The 14,513-nt window shown below is 67.4% G+C and carries 19 protein-coding genes, 2 tRNA genes and 2 pseudogenes; 8 read left to right on the plus strand and 15 right to left on the minus strand.

What is annotated here, in order from left to right; translation table 11 throughout:
- Window positions 1-297, minus strand: a pseudogene (locus AX744_RS15060) (amino acid transporter); the annotation flags it as partial.
- 99 nt (window positions 298-396) lie between these two features.
- Window positions 397-762, minus strand: coding sequence for a winged helix-turn-helix transcriptional regulator (locus tag AX744_RS15065; protein WP_045263673.1), 366 nt, complete (start codon window positions 760-762; stop codon window positions 397-399).
- 93 nt (window positions 763-855) lie between these two features.
- Between AX744_RS15065 and AX744_RS15070 the strand changes: the two genes are divergently transcribed.
- Window positions 856-1,704, plus strand: coding sequence for an SDR family oxidoreductase (locus AX744_RS15070; protein ID WP_061017750.1), 849 nt, complete (start codon window positions 856-858; stop codon window positions 1,702-1,704).
- A gap of 62 nt (window positions 1,705-1,766) precedes the next feature.
- On the opposite strand, the gene AX744_RS15075 is transcribed toward AX744_RS15070, so the two are convergent.
- From AX744_RS15075 to AX744_RS15095, 5 genes are all read right to left on the minus strand, one after another.
- A complete protein-coding gene (locus tag AX744_RS15075; protein WP_230977947.1) occupies window positions 1,767-2,165 on the minus strand; it encodes a hypothetical protein in 399 nt (132 codons plus the stop codon).
- Window positions 2,162-2,767 carry an Asp23/Gls24 family envelope stress response protein gene (locus tag AX744_RS15080; protein WP_046747443.1) on the minus strand — a complete coding sequence of 202 codons (606 nt, stop codon included), beginning with the start codon at window positions 2,765-2,767 and terminating at the stop codon, window positions 2,162-2,164. Before AX744_RS15080 ends, AX744_RS15075 begins: the two co-directional genes overlap by 4 nt.
- Window positions 2,764-3,330 carry an RNA polymerase sigma factor gene (locus tag AX744_RS15085; protein ID WP_061017754.1) on the minus strand — a complete coding sequence of 189 codons (567 nt, stop codon included), beginning with the start codon at window positions 3,328-3,330 and terminating at the stop codon, window positions 2,764-2,766. The genes AX744_RS15080 and AX744_RS15085 overlap by 4 nt, the downstream gene beginning before the upstream one ends.
- A gap of 123 nt (window positions 3,331-3,453) precedes the next feature.
- Window positions 3,454-3,627, minus strand: coding sequence for a CsbD family protein (locus tag AX744_RS15090; protein WP_045263668.1), 174 nt, complete (start codon window positions 3,625-3,627; stop codon window positions 3,454-3,456).
- Between the two features lie 58 nt (window positions 3,628-3,685).
- Window positions 3,686-4,129 carry an Asp23/Gls24 family envelope stress response protein gene (locus tag AX744_RS15095; protein WP_082682755.1) on the minus strand — a complete coding sequence of 148 codons (444 nt, stop codon included), beginning with the start codon at window positions 4,127-4,129 and terminating at the stop codon, window positions 3,686-3,688.
- A gap of 175 nt (window positions 4,130-4,304) precedes the next feature.
- On the opposite strand from AX744_RS15095, the gene AX744_RS15100 reads away from it, so the two are divergent.
- The 5 genes from AX744_RS15100 (at window position 4,305) to AX744_RS21075 (ending at window position 8,275) form a co-directional block, all read left to right on the plus strand.
- Window positions 4,305-4,916: a TetR/AcrR family transcriptional regulator gene (locus AX744_RS15100; protein WP_061017757.1), complete on the plus strand. Its 612-nt coding sequence runs from the start codon at window positions 4,305-4,307 to the stop codon at window positions 4,914-4,916.
- Window positions 4,917-6,587, plus strand: a complete 1,671-nt coding sequence (locus AX744_RS15105) for an MDR family MFS transporter (protein WP_061017759.1) — start codon at window positions 4,917-4,919, stop codon at window positions 6,585-6,587.
- A 124-nt stretch (window positions 6,588-6,711) separates the two neighbouring features.
- Window positions 6,712-7,020, plus strand: coding sequence for a hypothetical protein (locus AX744_RS15110; protein ID WP_058633228.1), 309 nt, complete (start codon window positions 6,712-6,714; stop codon window positions 7,018-7,020).
- A gap of 75 nt (window positions 7,021-7,095) precedes the next feature.
- Window positions 7,096-7,950, plus strand: a complete 855-nt coding sequence (locus tag AX744_RS15115; protein WP_061017761.1) for a CPBP family intramembrane glutamic endopeptidase — start codon at window positions 7,096-7,098, stop codon at window positions 7,948-7,950.
- Between the two features lie 160 nt (window positions 7,951-8,110).
- Entirely contained in the window at window positions 8,111-8,275 is a 165-nt protein-coding gene (locus AX744_RS21075) for a hypothetical protein (RefSeq protein WP_230977948.1), read from the plus strand.
- On the opposite strand, the pseudogene AX744_RS21955 reads toward AX744_RS21075, so the two are convergent.
- A pseudogene (locus tag AX744_RS21955) lies at window positions 8,254-8,472 on the minus strand (zinc-binding dehydrogenase); the annotation flags it as partial. The gene AX744_RS21075 and the pseudogene AX744_RS21955 sit on opposite strands and share 22 nt — an antisense overlap.
- Here AX744_RS21955 and AX744_RS21080 point away from each other — a divergent pair.
- Together AX744_RS21080 and AX744_RS15125 are read left to right on the plus strand one after the other, a co-directional pair.
- Complete coding sequence (locus AX744_RS21080; RefSeq protein WP_061017763.1) at window positions 8,390-8,653, plus strand: hypothetical protein; 264 nt, start codon at window positions 8,390-8,392, stop codon at window positions 8,651-8,653. The pseudogene AX744_RS21955 and the gene AX744_RS21080 overlap by 83 nt on opposite strands.
- A 151-nt stretch (window positions 8,654-8,804) precedes the next feature.
- Window positions 8,805-9,521, plus strand: a complete 717-nt coding sequence (locus AX744_RS15125; RefSeq protein ID WP_061017765.1) for an META domain-containing protein — start codon at window positions 8,805-8,807, stop codon at window positions 9,519-9,521.
- A 61-nt stretch (window positions 9,522-9,582) separates the two neighbouring features.
- On the opposite strand, the gene AX744_RS15130 is transcribed toward AX744_RS15125, so the two are convergent.
- The 7 genes from AX744_RS15130 to AX744_RS15160 all read right to left on the minus strand — a co-directional run bounded on the left by AX744_RS15130 (window position 9,583) and on the right by AX744_RS15160 (window position 14,471).
- Window positions 9,583-9,656: transfer RNA gene (locus tag AX744_RS15130), tRNA-Met, on the minus strand.
- Window positions 9,657-9,691: 35 nt separating this feature from the next.
- A tRNA-Thr gene (locus AX744_RS15135) sits at window positions 9,692-9,763 on the minus strand.
- Between the two features lie 68 nt (window positions 9,764-9,831).
- Window positions 9,832-10,878, minus strand: coding sequence for a peptidoglycan DD-metalloendopeptidase family protein (locus AX744_RS15140; protein WP_231728829.1), 1,047 nt, complete (start codon window positions 10,876-10,878; stop codon window positions 9,832-9,834).
- Window positions 10,879-11,191: 313 nt separating this feature from the next.
- Entirely contained in the window at window positions 11,192-11,986 is a 795-nt protein-coding gene (locus AX744_RS15145; protein WP_058633247.1) for an inositol monophosphatase family protein, read from the minus strand.
- Complete coding sequence (locus tag AX744_RS15150) at window positions 11,983-13,017, minus strand: hypothetical protein (protein WP_141370380.1); 1,035 nt, start codon at window positions 13,015-13,017, stop codon at window positions 11,983-11,985. The genes AX744_RS15145 and AX744_RS15150 overlap by 4 nt, the downstream gene beginning before the upstream one ends.
- 115 nt (window positions 13,018-13,132) lie before the next feature.
- Window positions 13,133-13,933, minus strand: coding sequence for an enoyl-CoA hydratase/isomerase family protein (locus AX744_RS15155; protein WP_061017769.1), 801 nt, complete (start codon window positions 13,931-13,933; stop codon window positions 13,133-13,135).
- A 46-nt stretch (window positions 13,934-13,979) separates the two neighbouring features.
- Entirely contained in the window at window positions 13,980-14,471 is a 492-nt protein-coding gene (locus AX744_RS15160) for an FBP domain-containing protein (RefSeq protein ID WP_058633240.1), read from the minus strand.
- Between the last annotated feature and the right edge of the window lie 42 nt (window positions 14,472-14,513).

Here is a 14,513-nt window from a genome sequence, read left to right on the forward strand (position 1 = left end):
CACCCAGGGACCGAACGCCTTGGTTCCCCAGGTGAACGTCGTGCCGCAGTCGGGGACGGCGTTGTTGAGCTCGCGGTACGCGAAGGCGATCAGGAGCATCGGGACGAAGGCGATGATGAACGCGATCGGAGCCTGCGCCCCCACCGCGAGCACCACGAAGCCGAGCGTCGCCACGAGCGAGTACACCGGTGCTGTCGAGGCGAGACCGATCACGGTCGATCCCCAGAGTCCCAGAGTGCCGGCGGCCAGACCCTTGCCGTCGGGTCGTTCCAGATGAATCGGCGTCGTTGCTGCCATGTCAGAACAGTAGAGCCACAACGGTTCTCGCGTCAACGGCTTTCTCAGACAGCATGAATCCGAAGCAAAGAAGTGGAGCTCACGACGGAATCCGCAGATTCAGCCTCTTTCGAGCATGCCGTCGGCGTGGTCAGCCACCCACTCCATCAGCGGCAGCATGCGCTCCATCAGGTCACGCCCCAGCGGGGTCAGACTGTACTCCACGTGCGGAGGGACGGTCGGAAGGGATTCCCGGTGCACCAGGCCGTCATCGGCGAGCGTCCGCAGCGTCGAGGCCAGCATCTTCTCGCTGATGCCGTCGACCTCCCTGCGGAGGGCGCCCCAGCGGTGGGTGCCGTCGGACAGGCAGGAGAGCACGAGCACTCCCCACTTGCTCATGATGTGATCCAGGACGACACGCGTGCCGCAATTCTGGTCGAACACGAACGGAGTCGATTCCTTTATCTGCGCGAAACTAACCGTCATGTGGGTACCTTACTTCAAAGTGGGTACCGTCAGATCGGAATGCCGAACACCCGATCGCGGGTTGTCGTGGGTGTCACTTACGAAAGGACCCTCATGACCATCCTCGTCACCGGTGCGACCGGCAACCTCGGCCGCCTCATCATCGCCAGCCTGCTCGAGCGCGGCACCGACCCGCAGTCGATCGTGGCAGGAGCCCGCGACACCGCGAAGGCCGCAGACCTCGGCGTTCGCGTCGCGCACCTCGACTACACCGACCCCGCATCGATCGCGTCCGCACTCGAAGGCGTCGACACGGTCATCCTGGTATCCGGCTCCGAGGTCGGCCAGCGGGTCCCGCAGCACCGGGCGGTCATCGATGCCGCGAAGGCGGCCGGCGTCTCCAAGTTCGTCTACACGAGCGCTCCGAAGGCCACGACGAGCGACCTGATCCTGGCCCCCGAACACAAGGCGACGGAAGAGCTCATCGCCGCGGCCGGGTTGCCCGCCGTGATCCTGCGCAACAACTGGTACACCGAGAACTATGTCGCGGACCTCGCCCGCGCCGCGGAGACGGGTGTACTCGCCGCCGGCACGGGAGAAGGGCGGGTGGCTTCCGCGAGCCGCAAGGACTTCGCCGAGGCCGCAGCCGTCGTCGCGCTCGAGGACGGACACGTCGGTGAGGTCTACGAGCTCGGCGGCGATGTCGCCTGGAACTACACCGATCTCGCTGCTGCCATCGCCGAGGTCACGGGACGCGAAGTCGCGTTCGTCGCGCTCGACCACGACGACCAGGTCGCCGCGCTCCGCGAGGCCGGGCTCGACGAGGGGACGGCTGGATTCGTCGCCGCCCTCGACTCCGGCATCAAGGACGGCGCGCTCGCCGATACCGACGGCACGCTCGCTCGCCTCATCGGGCGCCCCACGACCCCGCTCGTCGAGGGACTCCGCGCCGCCTCCGCCTGATCGGCCCCGCAAGACCGAGTGCCGCCGTCCCCCCGGACGGCGGCACTCGGTGGTTCCGTGCCTCAGGAGGTCGCAGGCACCTGAGGGCGTTCGGCCGGCTGCACGTGCGCGACCGTGAGGGTGATGCTCTCGTGACGCAGGCCTCGGGCGTCGAGCAGCGTGTCGACGGCCCCGTGCCCGGCGTGGAGGATGTCGCCCGATCTCGCCGTGGACTCGACCCCGAGTGTGGCCTCGACCACCACCCCGCCGTCGGCGACGATCACCGAGACCATGGGCTCATCGTCCTTTCGCGCGCCGATGGCCTCAGCGCCGAGTCGCAACAGCTGAGAGATCACAGATCCCGATCTGTAGACGCTGCGCACCCCCGGGGTCGATCGCAGGGTCGCCTCGATCGCCGCAGCGAGTTCCTCGCGCTCCTCCGCCTGCATCACGTCTCCCCCACTCACGTCTCCGCCGCTCACGACGACACCTCTCTGATGTCTCGGATCGCGATGTCGATCGCGACCACGTTCAGTTCGGTGTGCGCGCGAAGGCGACGATCCACTTCGGCTCGAAGTTCGTCCGCGACCTTCGGGATCGGCTGTCCATGCAGCGCGCTCGCATCGATCCCGACGCGGATCGGGGCCCCGGGTCGGGTCACATCGCCCTCCAGCCGGCACCGGCCGATGAGGAGACCGGGAACGGCGTCTTCCGAGGAGCGCACGAGACCGCGAACAGCTCCCTCGGTGATGGCGAGATCCGCCTTCGGATCGGGCGATTCGAAGGGGATGCGGCGTCCGGCCCGCGCATCCATCGCGATGCCGCTCAGGATGCGGTCGACCCAGCTGTCATCGACCTCGGGTTCGGCTGCGGCTTCCGCAGCGAGCAGCTCCGCGCCGAGCCCTCGCAGACGCTCAAGCGCATCCAAGGCCAGCTGACACCCGGGCGACTCGTCGATGGAACGGTCGGCCGGGCGTCTTCCGGCGTCGAGGTAGTCGGTGAGCTCGTCCAGGGTGTGCCCGTCGAGATCGGTGGGCTCGAGTCCGAGTCTGCGGATTTCAGGCGCGTCTCTGTCGTCGGTCATCGCCACTCCTCCATCCGTACGATCATGTATTTTCTGGCGCGGGCCAGTAGGCCGCGCGCCGTGGAGATCGGGATGTCCAACTGCTCCGAGATCTCCTCATAGGTGTAGCCGCCGATCTCACGAAGCACCCAGCACTCGCGTTGAGCGTCGGGCAGCTCCCGCAGAGCAGCACCGAGGGCTGCGACACCGGCGCGAGCCTCGACGACCGCGGACGGGGCCGCATGAAGAGGTGCCGGTCGGTCGATCGAGTCGATGTCGACGGCCGGGCGGATCGCACGGATGCGGTCGACCGCCTTCCGGCTGACGATCCGCATCAGCCAGCTCTTGACCTTCGCCGGATCCTCGAGCTCGCCGAACCGCTGCCACGCGACCACGAAGGACTCCTGCACGATGTCATCGACGTCGGCGGAGGCGTTCAGCATCCGCTGCGTATAGGCACGCATCATCGGCGTATACCTGCGTACCAAGACGGCGAACGCCTCGACGTCCCCATCCATCGCCCGTCCGGCGACGATGCCGTCGTCCGCATCCTCGAGCGCTGTCCGAAAGCGTTCCTTCTCCATCTACCCCACCCCTCGATCCGATCCCCGAAGGAATTCGGAACAGATGCCCCATCGGATCGGATCATGTCTCACCCGCCTGTGAGGGATCGGGGAGAGGCGGTGCGGCCTCTCCCCCGGTCCCGCCTACTTCTTGAACGCGTCCTTCACGTCCTCCGCAGCGTCGCGCACGTTGCCCTTGGCCTGCTCGGCCTTGCCCTCGGCGACGAGCTTGTCATCGTTGATGACCTTGCCCACGGTCTCCTTGGCCTTTCCGGCGACCTTCTCGGCTGTGGCCTTGATCTTGTCTTCAGCGCTCATTTCTTCTCCCTTTCTCGTTACGGCCCCGGGTCTCGGAGCCGTGTCTTGGATGTGGCGACTACTCGCTCGCTGCCACAGCGGTCTCGCCCTCGACGTCGTCCGAGGGGACGTGCACATCGTCGATCGTGACGTTGACCTCGACGAGGTCCGCCCCTGCCAGCTCGACGAGGTCTCGATGGATAGCCGCCCTGACCTCGTCGGCGACCTTCTGCAGGGCGACCGGATACTCGGCGACGATCGTGATGTCGACGGTGATCTGCGCCTCGCCGACCGCGACGGACACTCCCTGCGAGAGGTCGGTCGTGTTGAAGGCATCCCGGATGGCTCCCACCATGCGCGCAGCGCCCCCGCCGAGCGCATGAACCCCGTCGACATCCCGCGCGGCGATGCCGGCGATCTTCGCGACCACCGCATCCTCGATCGTCGTCGTGCCCACTGCAGCCCCCTGCAGCGGTGCTTCGACGTGGATCTCGGGCTGCGTGCCCGGAGTCGTGTTCGCCATCATGAGCTCCTTCATCCGTGTTCTGCCCGTAGGGGCGCCGGTCGCGGTCGGCGACGCTATGACTAGGACGGATCGCGAGCAGCGGATGTCACAAATCGATCCGAAGAAAGTCGCCGACAACGGATACGAGCACTTCACAGTGCACTCCAAGCTTCGAAGTGCAATATTGCACTCTATGAGCGACAGTGCAGAATCCTTGCGGGAACAGCGCAAGCGGGAGACCTCCCGAGCCCTCACCGATGCCGCACGCCGGTTGACCACGGAGAAGGGGTTCGCCGGATTCACGGTCGAGGAGCTGTGCGCCGAGGTCGGAGTCTCGCGGCGCACGTTCTTCAACTACTTCGAGAGCAAGGAGAACGCGGTCTTCGGCTTCGCGACGATCGATTCCCGCCAGGAAGCTCTCGAGGAGGAGTTCGCCACGCAGCGCGGAGACCTCCTCGACGACTTCATCCAGCTGACGATCCGTCGCTTCGAGCTCTTCAACCCGGTCGATGATGCGCCGGCGATGTTCGCCGTGATCGAGCAGGAGCCGCGGCTGCTGAAGGCGGCCTTCGAACAGCTCGCCAAGAACGAGCGCCGTGACCAGACCCTGATCCTCCGTCGCACCGAGGGCGGCGATGATGCCGAACTCCGCGCCGAGGTGGTCGTGCACACCGTCGGCGCGCTCGTGCGCATGAGCATGGACCAGCTCCTGCACCACCAGTCCCCCGAGCCGTTCGCCGATCTCATCGCGCGACGCCTCGACCTCGCCCGCTCGCTCTACGCACCGTCACAGAAAGCCCGTTGAATGTCCGCCACCGCCACGAAGGATGCGCCGTTCCTGCTCACGAAGCGCCGCATCTGGATCATCTTCAGCGCTCTCATCGCGGGAATGCTGCTCTCCAGCCTCGACCAGACCATCGTGTCCACCGCCATGCCGACGATCGTCGGACAGCTCGGCGGCGTCGACCACCAGGTGTGGATCACCACCGCCTACCTGCTCGCCACCACGATCGTGATGCCCATCTACGGCAAGTTCGGCGACGTGCTGGGCCGGCGCAACCTGTTCCTCGTCGCGATCGCACTGTTCACGCTGGCATCCGTCGGCTGCGCGTTCGCCACGGACTTCTGGATGTTCGTCGTGTTCCGCGCCCTGCAGGGTCTCGGCGGCGGCGGCCTGATGATCCTGTCCCAGGCGATCATCGCCGACATCGTGCCCGCCAACGAGCGTGGCAAGTACATGGGTCCCCTCGGGGCGGTCTTCGGCCTCTCGGCCGTGGCCGGCCCTCTCCTCGGCGGCTACTTCGTGGATCACCTGACCTGGCAGTGGGCGTTCTACATCAACATCCCGGTGGGGATCGCGGCCTTCATCATCGCCCTCATCGCCCTCAAGCTCCCGAGCAAGAAGGCCGAGAAGCCGATCGACATCTTCGGGGTCATCTTCCTCTCGATCGCCACGACGTGCCTCATCTTCTTCACCGACTTCGGCGGTGACAAGGAGTTCGGATGGGACTCGCTCGCGACCTGGGCATGGGGTGCCGGGCTGATCGTCGCGGCGACGGCGTTCGTGATCACCGAATCGCGCGTGCAGGACCCGATCATCCCGCTGAGCCTGTTCCGCAACCCGATCTTCGTGAACGCCACCGCGATCGGACTGGTGCTCGGAATCGGCATGTTCGCGGCGATCGGATTCGTGCCGACGTTCCTGCAGATGTCCTCCGGCACCTCTGCGGCGGAATCCGGTCTGCTGATGATCCCCATGATGGTCGGCCTCATGGGCACGTCGATCTTCTCCGGGATCGCGATCTCGAAGACCGGCAGGTACAAGATCTATCCGATCCTCGGCACGATCATCACCGGTATCGCCATGGTCGCGATGACCACGCTCTCGGCGTCGACTCCCATCTGGCTGATCTGCGTGTTCCTGTTCGTGTTCGGAGCGGGACTCGGCCTCATCATGCAGGTCGTGGTGCTGGTCGTGCAGAACGCGGTTCCGGCGGGCGAGATCGGCACCGCGACCAGCACGAACAACTACTTCCGGGAGGTCGGCGCGTCTCTCGGCACCGCGGTCTTCGGCACCATCTTCACCACTCGCCTCACCGAGAACCTGCTCGGGGTCTTCGCCGGCGCCGGCGCATCGCCCGATGCCGCCTCAGAGGCCGCATCGACGATCGACCCTTCCACGCTCAACTCCCTGCCGGACGAGGTGCGCGACGGCATCGTCACCGCGTATGCGGATGCCCTCGCCCCGGTCTTCTGGTATCTCGTGCCGTTCATCGCCCTCGCGCTGCTGCTCTCGCTGTTCCTGAAGCAGATCCCGCTGTCGGACACCGCGGGGCTCGTGGCCAGGGGCGAGGCCATCAGCGGAGAGGAAGCGGAGCGTCTGGAGGCCGAGCAACGAGGCGTCGAATGGTCGGGAGCTGCGATCGCGTCGCCTGGCGCACCGGAGGAGTCTGACTCGACACCGCCATCTCGATGAACACGCCAGCTCGGTGAACACGGCGGCCCCTGCCCCCTCTGGAGCAGGGGCCGCCGTCTGTCAAGGGGCTCCCGCCCCGGCTCACCTGCGGGCATGCTTCATCGTGGGGACAGTCAGGAGAATGATGGATCGCGTACCAGACCCACGGTTCGCTCTCGAGCAGGTCAGCGCCACGGATTGGGCCATCGTCGATCTGCAATACCCGGACGTAGATCACCGGCGGGTCGTGTGCCGCGTCTATGAGGATGCGCCGACAGAGGTCGAAGTGCTCTGGCTGCGTGACCTCCCCCTCGCCCTGCGCTACTCGTCCGTGGACGACGTGCTCACCGCTGTCCAGCGCTTCCACGACACCTCGCGCGCCACCCGCCCGATCCCGATCCCTCGTCTACCTCCGCCGACGGGGAGAGCAGGGCGCGGGACGCGCCCGCGATGACCAGGCGGATGGACGCGGCGCCTACGGCTGCGCCACACTGATCGGGAGAACCGTCCCCCGAGCCCTGGAGCTCTCATGACCGCACCCGCCCCCGCCGCCGCGACCGGCACCCCTTGGAAGAGATTCTGGGAGAAGGGCGGCTGGTGGCGCGCACTCCTTCTCGCAGCCGTCTACTTCGTGCTCTACAACGGACTGTCGCTCGCCTTCACTCCGCTCGCGGCACAGATCGACGACCCGACGGGCCCCACCGGCATCCTGGTCTTCTACGCGCTTCCCGTTCTCGTCGGCTGTCTGCTCCTGGTCGGCTTCGCCGCGTCGGTCAGCTGGCTCGGCGAACTCTTCAGACGGCAGCCGATCACGGGCCGCGGCTGGATGTGGATCGCGATCGTGATCGTGCTGCTGTTCAACGTCCTGCACCTGCTCAGCATCGACTACGGCGAGGCCGGGTTCCAGGTAGTCGCGACCTGGCTGCTCGCCGGCGTCTTCATCGGTTTCGCCGAAGAGGTGCTCACTCGCGGTCTCGTCGTGAACATGCTGCGCAAGGCCGGATACCGCGAGATCGTCGTCGCCGTGATCTCGGCCGCAGTGTTCGCCGGACTCCATTCCGGGAACCTGCTCAGCGGTCAATCGCTGTTCGCCACCGCGTTCCAGGTGGTCTACACCTTCGCTTTCGGAATCTGCATGTACCTCGCCATGCGGGTCACCGGCACTCTCATCGCGCCTATCCTGCTGCACGCCAGCACCGATCCGAGTATCTTCCTCCACACGGCCTATCCGGTCGAGGGTCCGGTCTCGACGCTGGCTGGGCTCGGAAACCCCGCCGTGATCGTGGTCGGTCTCGTGCTGCTGTTCTTCATCCGCGGACGTGTCGGCGTCGCAGACGCTAGGGCGGGAGACGTGGGTCCGGCCTTCGACGCACCGCAGCGCTAGGGGCGTTTCGCCTCTGGCCAGTCGGTGACGACGACCTTGCCGATCGTCCGGGAGGCCTCCACGATCTCGTGGGCCCGACGCATCGTCGCGGCGTCCAGCGGAATCCACCAGGTTCGCGACGCTCTCCAGGAGGTCGTGCTGGTAGTGGTCGGAGGGATCGGTGACGGGCCTCGTGAACATGAGCTCCCAGTGCCAGGTCACGCTCTTCGCCTTGAGCGCGTCGATGCTGCCCCCGGTCTCGTCGATGGAGACGACCTGTCCGCGCGGACGGATCACGTCGGCGATCGCCCTGACGTTGCCGGGAGTGAACGAGGTGAACACGTAGTCGACGCCGGCGGGGGCGAGCGCCGACACCTCGCCGGCGAAGTCACGGCCAACGACGTGGTCGGCCCCCATCTGACGCACCCACTCCGCCGTCTCCGGGCGCGAGGCCACGGCGATGACCTCGAGACGCGTGAGGGCCTTCGCGAGCTGGATGATCAGCGAGCCGACGCCCCCTGCCGCGCCGATCACCAGGAGCACTCCCGTGCTGTCGCGGGTGAGCGCCAGGCGGTCGAACAGGCTCTCCCACGCGGTGATGACCATCAGCGGCAGTGCGGCCGCCTCGGCGACCGACAGCGTGCGAGGAGCATGGCCGACGATGCTCTCGTCCACCAGGTGGAACCGCGCGTTCGTGCCCGAGCGATCGATCTGCCCGGCGTAGAACACGCGATCCCCCACGGCGAAGCGGGTCGACTCCTCGCCGACGGCGACCACGACCTCTGCCGCGTCGTAGCCGAGACGTGCCATCACCGCGCCGACGACACGCGTCGCGCCTGCGGTCCGTCTCGGCACTCCGCCATACCCTCAGGGACATGACCGTCGAGGATCCGGAACCTGCCCATCGCGACCGTGCGCACCGCTCCGCACTCGCCGTCGCCCTCTGGTTGCTCGTTCCGTTGCTCGTCGTCGCGGCGTACGTCGCGCAGATCCTCGAGTCGTTCAGCGCCGTCGGCTGCGAAGGCGATTGCGACCTGGCAGTCGCTTTCGGCGCCCGCGCCGTCTTCCCGTGGGCGGTCGCTGCCTCGGTCATCGCGGCGATCGTGGCCGCGTTCACGCTCCGGCATCGGAGGAAGCCCGCCTACTGGGCTCCCCTGCTCGGCGTGGTCCTCGTGCTGGTGTCGGCCATCACCACCAGCGCCGTCTTCCAAGCCGGGCTCGCCCCCATGTACGCGCGCAACGACAGGATCGCGAACGGTGAGGTTCCCGCCGAGACGACTCCGCCACTCCCCGACCCCGTCGGGGGCTGGGAGGCGAGCGTCGACGGAGCGACGTTCTTGTCGCTCAGTCCCGACGGGACCGTCACGGGCAGCGACGGGTGCAACGATCTGAGCGGCCGCTGGTCGCAGGATTCGGCGGGAAGGATCGAGCTGGAGACGCTCCTCCCCCAGACGGAGAACGCCTGCGACGGCATCGACGCATGGCTCGGCCGAGGGCGATCCGCGGACATCATCGATGGCTACATGTACGTCAACGGCGAGGCTGATTCGCCGATCGGTGGGCTCCAACCGGCGCGCCAGTCCCGCGACTGAGCTTCGACGCGCTGCCCCCCGTGAACGACGAAACCCCCGGGAATCCGGGGGTTTTCATCTGTAGCAGGAGCGGGGCTTGAACCCGCGACCTCACGATTATGAGTCGTGCGCTCTAACCAGCTGAGCTACCCTGCCGCGAGGCATCCGTCCGCGTGAGAAGAATGCTTGCGAGCCCCGAGTCAGGATTGAACTGACGACCCCTTCCTTACCATGGAAGTGCTCTGCCACTGAGCTATCGGGGCGTGCTGCCCCTCGCGGGGCAACCGTACGAGAATACCATTACTGTGGCGTCCTCATGAAATCGAGCCGGTCACTCCTCCGCGGTCAGCGACGATCGACCGGCGTTCGCCTTGAGCCACGGCATCGGGTCGATGGTCGTTCCGTTGACGATGAGCTCGAAGTGCAGGTGAGCGCCGTAGGAACGACCCGTGTTACCCGTCTTGCCGACGATCGTTCCGACCTTGACGGTGTCGCCGGCCTTGACGTTGAGGGAGCCGTACTGCATGTGCGAGTAGTGGCTCGTGATGACCTGGCCGTCGATGACGTGGTCGATGTAGACCGTGACCCCGAAGGCCCCGCCCTGCTCTGTGGCGATGCGGACAGTGCCGTCGGCGATGGCCTGGATCGGCGCACCGTTGCCCGGCACGAAGTCGATGCCCTCGTGGAGGCGGCCGCTGCGCATCCCATAGCCGTAGCTCATGCCGACACCGACGAGGAACGGCCACTGGATGGCGGCGTCGGGGTCGTTCGTGAAGATCTCACCCGAGTAGTTGATGCCCTGCTCGGCAGCGACCTCGGCGAGCGAGACCGTGCTGAAGTCATCGGAGCGGGAGAGCGGGACGCTCTCAACGCCGGACGGTGCGACGAAAGCCTGGATCTCGTCCTCGGCCTCGTCCTTCGAGTCGGCGGCAGCAGCGGAGACCAACGACATGGATGCGGCCGAACCGCCCCGCACACCGGCGACCGCCTCCGCGGGGAGCGTCATGGACACCGCGAGAAGCCCTGCGAGGCTCATCACACCGACGGTTGCTCCGACCGTGACCACCTTGCGGAGGTTGCGGGGGCGACGAGGGGCCACATGCGAGGGGACGACAGACTCAGCGTCCGAACTCGCTGCGGACGGCGAGCGCTCAGCCGTGGAAACCGTCGGAACCGCACCTGTCGCGCGGAAGGCACGGGAAGCGCGCTCGAACGCGTCGGCTTCGACCGCCGGTCCACGCCCGACCTCACCGGTTTCGCGGACCGGAGCCGCAGGAGCCTCGACCGGCTCCGAGGCGACAGGAACCGCGGGAACATCGGCGATCACCGGCTCCGAGTTCGTGGCGACGAAAGGCTCGATCAGCGCTTCCGTGACCACCTCGTCGGGTGCCGGCCGCTGACGGGCGGCGCGTCGGGAAAGGGGGGCGACAGCAGCGAGGGCGACGGCAGTGGAATCAGCGGCAGAAAGGGGTGCCGTCGGTCCCGCCGCGGGGGCCTCGGAGGCCGCAGTGCGGAGTCGGCTGGATCGGCGCGTGGGCGCAGAGGCAGCCTGGGAGTTCTCGAGGGGCAAAGCGTTTCTCTCGGTCGTGCGTCGTGCTCGGGGGGCGCAAACTTTGACTTTCACCTTCGGGTGATGAAAGTAACGATCGGGTAAACCCTACCGTGACCAGGCTGAGAATGCCATGAATCGTTCACGGATTCTCCGCGAGGATCGCGAGCAATCGGGCGTGCACATCGACTCCTCCCGCCACCAGCATCGGGCGCGGGGAGTCGACATCCGTTCGGGACACCACGCCTCCGGCTTCCTCGACGAGGAGCGCACCGGCGGCGAAGTCCCAGGGGCGAAGGCCCCGCTCGAAGTAACCGTCCAGTCGCCCCGCAGCGACGAAGGCCAGGTCGAGTGCGGCCGCGCCCATACGTCGCACATCGCGAGCCATCGGCATGACTCGCGCCACGGTCGCGATGTCGCCTTCGTGGGTGGCGGGGTCATAGCCGAAGCCCGTGGCGAGGAGAGCGCCGGCCGGGGTCGTGTCCGTCACCGCGAGACGAATGCCGTTCGACCAGGCGCCATGACCTCGCGCCGCTGAGAAGGTCTCTCCCAACGCCGGGGCGTTGACAGCGCCGGCGAGCGCTTCCCAGGTCTCGGGATCGGGTTCCCCGCGGACTGCGCCGATGCTCACGTTGTACGCCGGGATGCCGTACGCGTAGTTGACGGTGCCGTCGATGGGGTCGACGATCCACGTGATCCCGCTGCTCCCCGCTTCGGCCCCCGTCTCTTCGCCGAGAAAGCCGTCGTCCGCCCGCGCCGCGCGGAGACGCGAACGGATGAGCGCTTCGACCTCTCGGTCTGCGTCCGTGACGATGTCGGCCAACGACGACTTGGTCGCCGCCAGGCGTACCCCTTCCTGTCGTCGAAGTCGCGCGAGCTGCCCTGCTTCCTCGGCGATCTCGGTCGCGAGGTCGCGGAGTTCGAGTTCCAGCGTCACTGTTCGGGCTGCCGGGGCGCGGGCGGCGGCGGCGGGAAAGCCTGCGAAGCCTCCTGCGGGGAGGCCGGAGTCTGCGTGGCCGGGGCAGGGGGCACCGGGTGCTCGCCCGGAGTCGAAGGCGCGGGCTCTGCGGGCTGCGAGAACTGCGGCGGCGCGAACTGAGACGCAGCGGGCTGCGGCGGCGCGGGCTGCGGCGGCGCGGGCTGCGGCACGACGGGGAACCCCGAGACGGGCGCTTGCGGGAGTGCCTGCTGGGGCGGGGCGACCGTCGGGTACCCGGTGTAGTAGGCGTTCCAGTCGGGTGATGCATCGGGCAGCGCCGGAAGCGGGGTGATGCCATCGGCGTAGGTCGGCCACGACGGCGCCGACGCGACGGCACGGTTGGCCGGGGTCTTCTTCTTCGGCGCGAAGAGCGCATTGAGCAGCGGGATCAGCGTGGTGCCAACGGCCACGAGGATCGTGAGTGCGACCACGATGCGCCAATACAGCTCGCCGTAGTGGAACGTGTGGGGGAAGGCGAGGAAGAACACGAGCATGCCGACGAGACCGACGAGGAAAGTGACCGTCACGATGTAGATCACTCGGGTGAAGGTCGTGACGTATCGCTGCGCTGCCGGCGTGAACAGGCGCACGTGCAGCAGGGCCAGCTGGAGGATGCCGATCACGAGGAGCAGCTGGAAGAAGCGCTCGGCGCCGAAGTAGAACCCGTCCTCCGGGAGCCAGATCTTCACGGCGCCGACGAGGAGAGCGACGATCCAGCTCACCATGCTCGCCAGCTGCAGCCAGTCGGGGCGGTTCGGCGCCAACCCGGCCTCGAGGATCGCGATTCCCGCGAACGCCGCCAGCAGCAGGATCGTGAGGAACGCACGACCGATCAGACCGTCTTGGTCACCGATGAGCACCCAGATGACGCACACGAGGGCCGCGGCGATGAGAGCGCCGATGGCGATCCACAGGGAGCCCCTGATCAGCAGCGACATGTTCTTCTTCTCACCCTGCGGTCGATGCGTGGTGATGTCCGGCTGGGACATGGCGTTCCTCTCGTCGAGCGGCGATGCCTTCATCCTGCCATGCGCGCCGACGGTTGCCAGGGGTTCGACCCCGTCGCGGGAAGTCTGTTGACCCTTCGGGTCTGGGGAGGAGAGGTCAGCCGGTCTTCTTCGCCGACGCCGCAGCGAACGCCGCGACCCTCGCCTGCGCGTCGGGTGTCTCGAGGGCGGCACCGATCGAGCGCGCCTCTTCGCCCAGCTGCTCGACGAAGGAGCGTTCCGGCTGCTCGCGCACCAGCCTCTTCGCCTGACCGTAGGCGTCGGCGGCACCCGCCAGCCAGAAGCGTGCGATCTCCTCACCGCGCGCTCGCACACGCTCCGCCTCCGCGGCGGCGTCCTCACCCTCGACGGCCTCGGCGACGAGTCCCCACTCGACGGCCTCCGCTGCGGTGAGCAGCCGATCCTGCAGGACGAGCTGCAGGGCACGGCGCTGGCCGACGGCACGGGCGAGCTGAGCGGAGACCGACAGGTCTGGGGTCAGACCGATGTTCGCGTACAGACTGCCGAGCTTCGACCGCGAGCCCACGACGGCGTAGTCGCTGCACAGCAGGATGCCCAGGCCACCTCCCGCGGTCGTGCCGTGGGCCGCGGCGACGACAGGCACCGCTGATTCCGTCAGCGAGCGGATGCCGGAGTTGATGACCTCGGCGAGCGCGGTGATCTCCGCACCGGACGCGCCCATGGTCGTCGCCATGTCGATCACGTCGCCTCCCGCGCAGAACGCAGGACCCGCGGCATCGATGAGGATCGCCTTCACGTCGGTGCGCGACGTGGCCTCGGCCGTTGCATCCTTCCAGGCGTGCGCCAGGTCGGCGTTGAACGCGTTGAGCCGAGCGGGCCGGTTCAGTGTGAGCCGAGCCATCCCTTCTTCGACGGCGAACAGGATGGCGTCAGTCATGGCTTCTCCTTCGAGCACAGAACGTGTCGCACCAGCGTAACCGCGATCAGACCCGCTCCCAGACCTGCGAGACGAAGCTCTCCATGCGCCGGCGCGTGCCGTCGAGACGGAAGTCGACCTGACCGGGCGACCTGACCTCGTTCGGTGCGAGCGGGTGCGCGAGGCGCACGTTCTCGTGGCAGGAGAGGTCGGCGCACATGTAGGTGCCGAACGAATCCCCCCGCTTGCCCGCTTCGCCTGCTCGACGGGCGGAGAGGAGGGCGACCTGGTTCCCCGGCTGCATCGTGTGGCAGATGTTGCACATGCCCGACCTCGCGCGACCGGGGTCCGTCGCACGCAGCACCACCCCGATCACCTCGTCGTCGTGCGGGATCAGCACATAGCCGCGACGGCTCGCACCGGGGTCCTGCCAGGCGAAGAAGTCGAGGTAGTCCCAGTCGACGAGCAGGAAGTCATGAGGCATCTCCATCAGACGCAGCTCGTCATCGTCCGCATTGACGAACGATGCCCGGACTTCGGCTTCGGTGAGCGGTCGCATCTCTCCAGTCTAGGAAACCGTTCGCGGGGGCGGGGCGGGGAC

Origin of the sequence: Microbacterium sp. CCH5-D1 (assembly GCF_001557335.1) — a bacterium.
GTDB classification, from domain to species: Bacteria; Actinomycetota; Actinomycetes; order Actinomycetales; family Microbacteriaceae; genus Microbacterium; species Microbacterium oxydans.

Excerpts from the sequence above, each read along its gene's own strand:
- AX744_RS15095 (WP_082682755.1), bottom strand. The coding sequence starts at position 4,129 with ATGGCGAACACGACTCCGGGCACGCAGCCCGAGATCCACGTCGAAGCA.
- AX744_RS15125 (WP_061017765.1), top strand. The coding sequence starts at position 8,805 with ATGACCGTCGAGGATCCGGAACCTGCCCATCGCGACCGTGCGCACCGC.
- AX744_RS15100 (WP_061017757.1), top strand. The coding sequence starts at position 4,305 with ATGAGCGACAGTGCAGAATCCTTGCGGGAACAGCGCAAGCGGGAGACC.
- AX744_RS15070 (WP_061017750.1), top strand. The coding sequence starts at position 856 with ATGACCATCCTCGTCACCGGTGCGACCGGCAACCTCGGCCGCCTCATC.
- AX744_RS15110 (WP_058633228.1), top strand. The coding sequence starts at position 6,712 with ATGGATCGCGTACCAGACCCACGGTTCGCTCTCGAGCAGGTCAGCGCC.
- AX744_RS15065 (WP_045263673.1), bottom strand. The coding sequence starts at position 762 with ATGACGGTTAGTTTCGCGCAGATAAAGGAATCGACTCCGTTCGTGTTC.
- AX744_RS15085 (WP_061017754.1), bottom strand. The coding sequence starts at position 3,330 with ATGGAGAAGGAACGCTTTCGGACAGCGCTCGAGGATGCGGACGACGGC.
- AX744_RS21080 (WP_061017763.1), top strand. The coding sequence starts at position 8,390 with ATGACCTCGAGACGCGTGAGGGCCTTCGCGAGCTGGATGATCAGCGAG.
- AX744_RS15105 (WP_061017759.1), top strand. The coding sequence starts at position 4,917 with ATGTCCGCCACCGCCACGAAGGATGCGCCGTTCCTGCTCACGAAGCGC.
- AX744_RS15160 (WP_058633240.1), bottom strand. The coding sequence starts at position 14,471 with ATGCGACCGCTCACCGAAGCCGAAGTCCGGGCATCGTTCGTCAATGCG.
- AX744_RS15155 (WP_061017769.1), bottom strand. The coding sequence starts at position 13,933 with ATGACTGACGCCATCCTGTTCGCCGTCGAAGAAGGGATGGCTCGGCTC.
- AX744_RS15090 (WP_045263668.1), bottom strand. The coding sequence starts at position 3,627 with ATGAGCGCTGAAGACAAGATCAAGGCCACAGCCGAGAAGGTCGCCGGA.
- AX744_RS15080 (WP_046747443.1), bottom strand. The coding sequence starts at position 2,767 with ATGACCGACGACAGAGACGCGCCTGAAATCCGCAGACTCGGACTCGAG.
- AX744_RS15150 (WP_141370380.1), bottom strand. The coding sequence starts at position 13,017 with ATGTCCCAGCCGGACATCACCACGCATCGACCGCAGGGTGAGAAGAAG.
- AX744_RS15115 (WP_061017761.1), top strand. The coding sequence starts at position 7,096 with ATGACCGCACCCGCCCCCGCCGCCGCGACCGGCACCCCTTGGAAGAGA.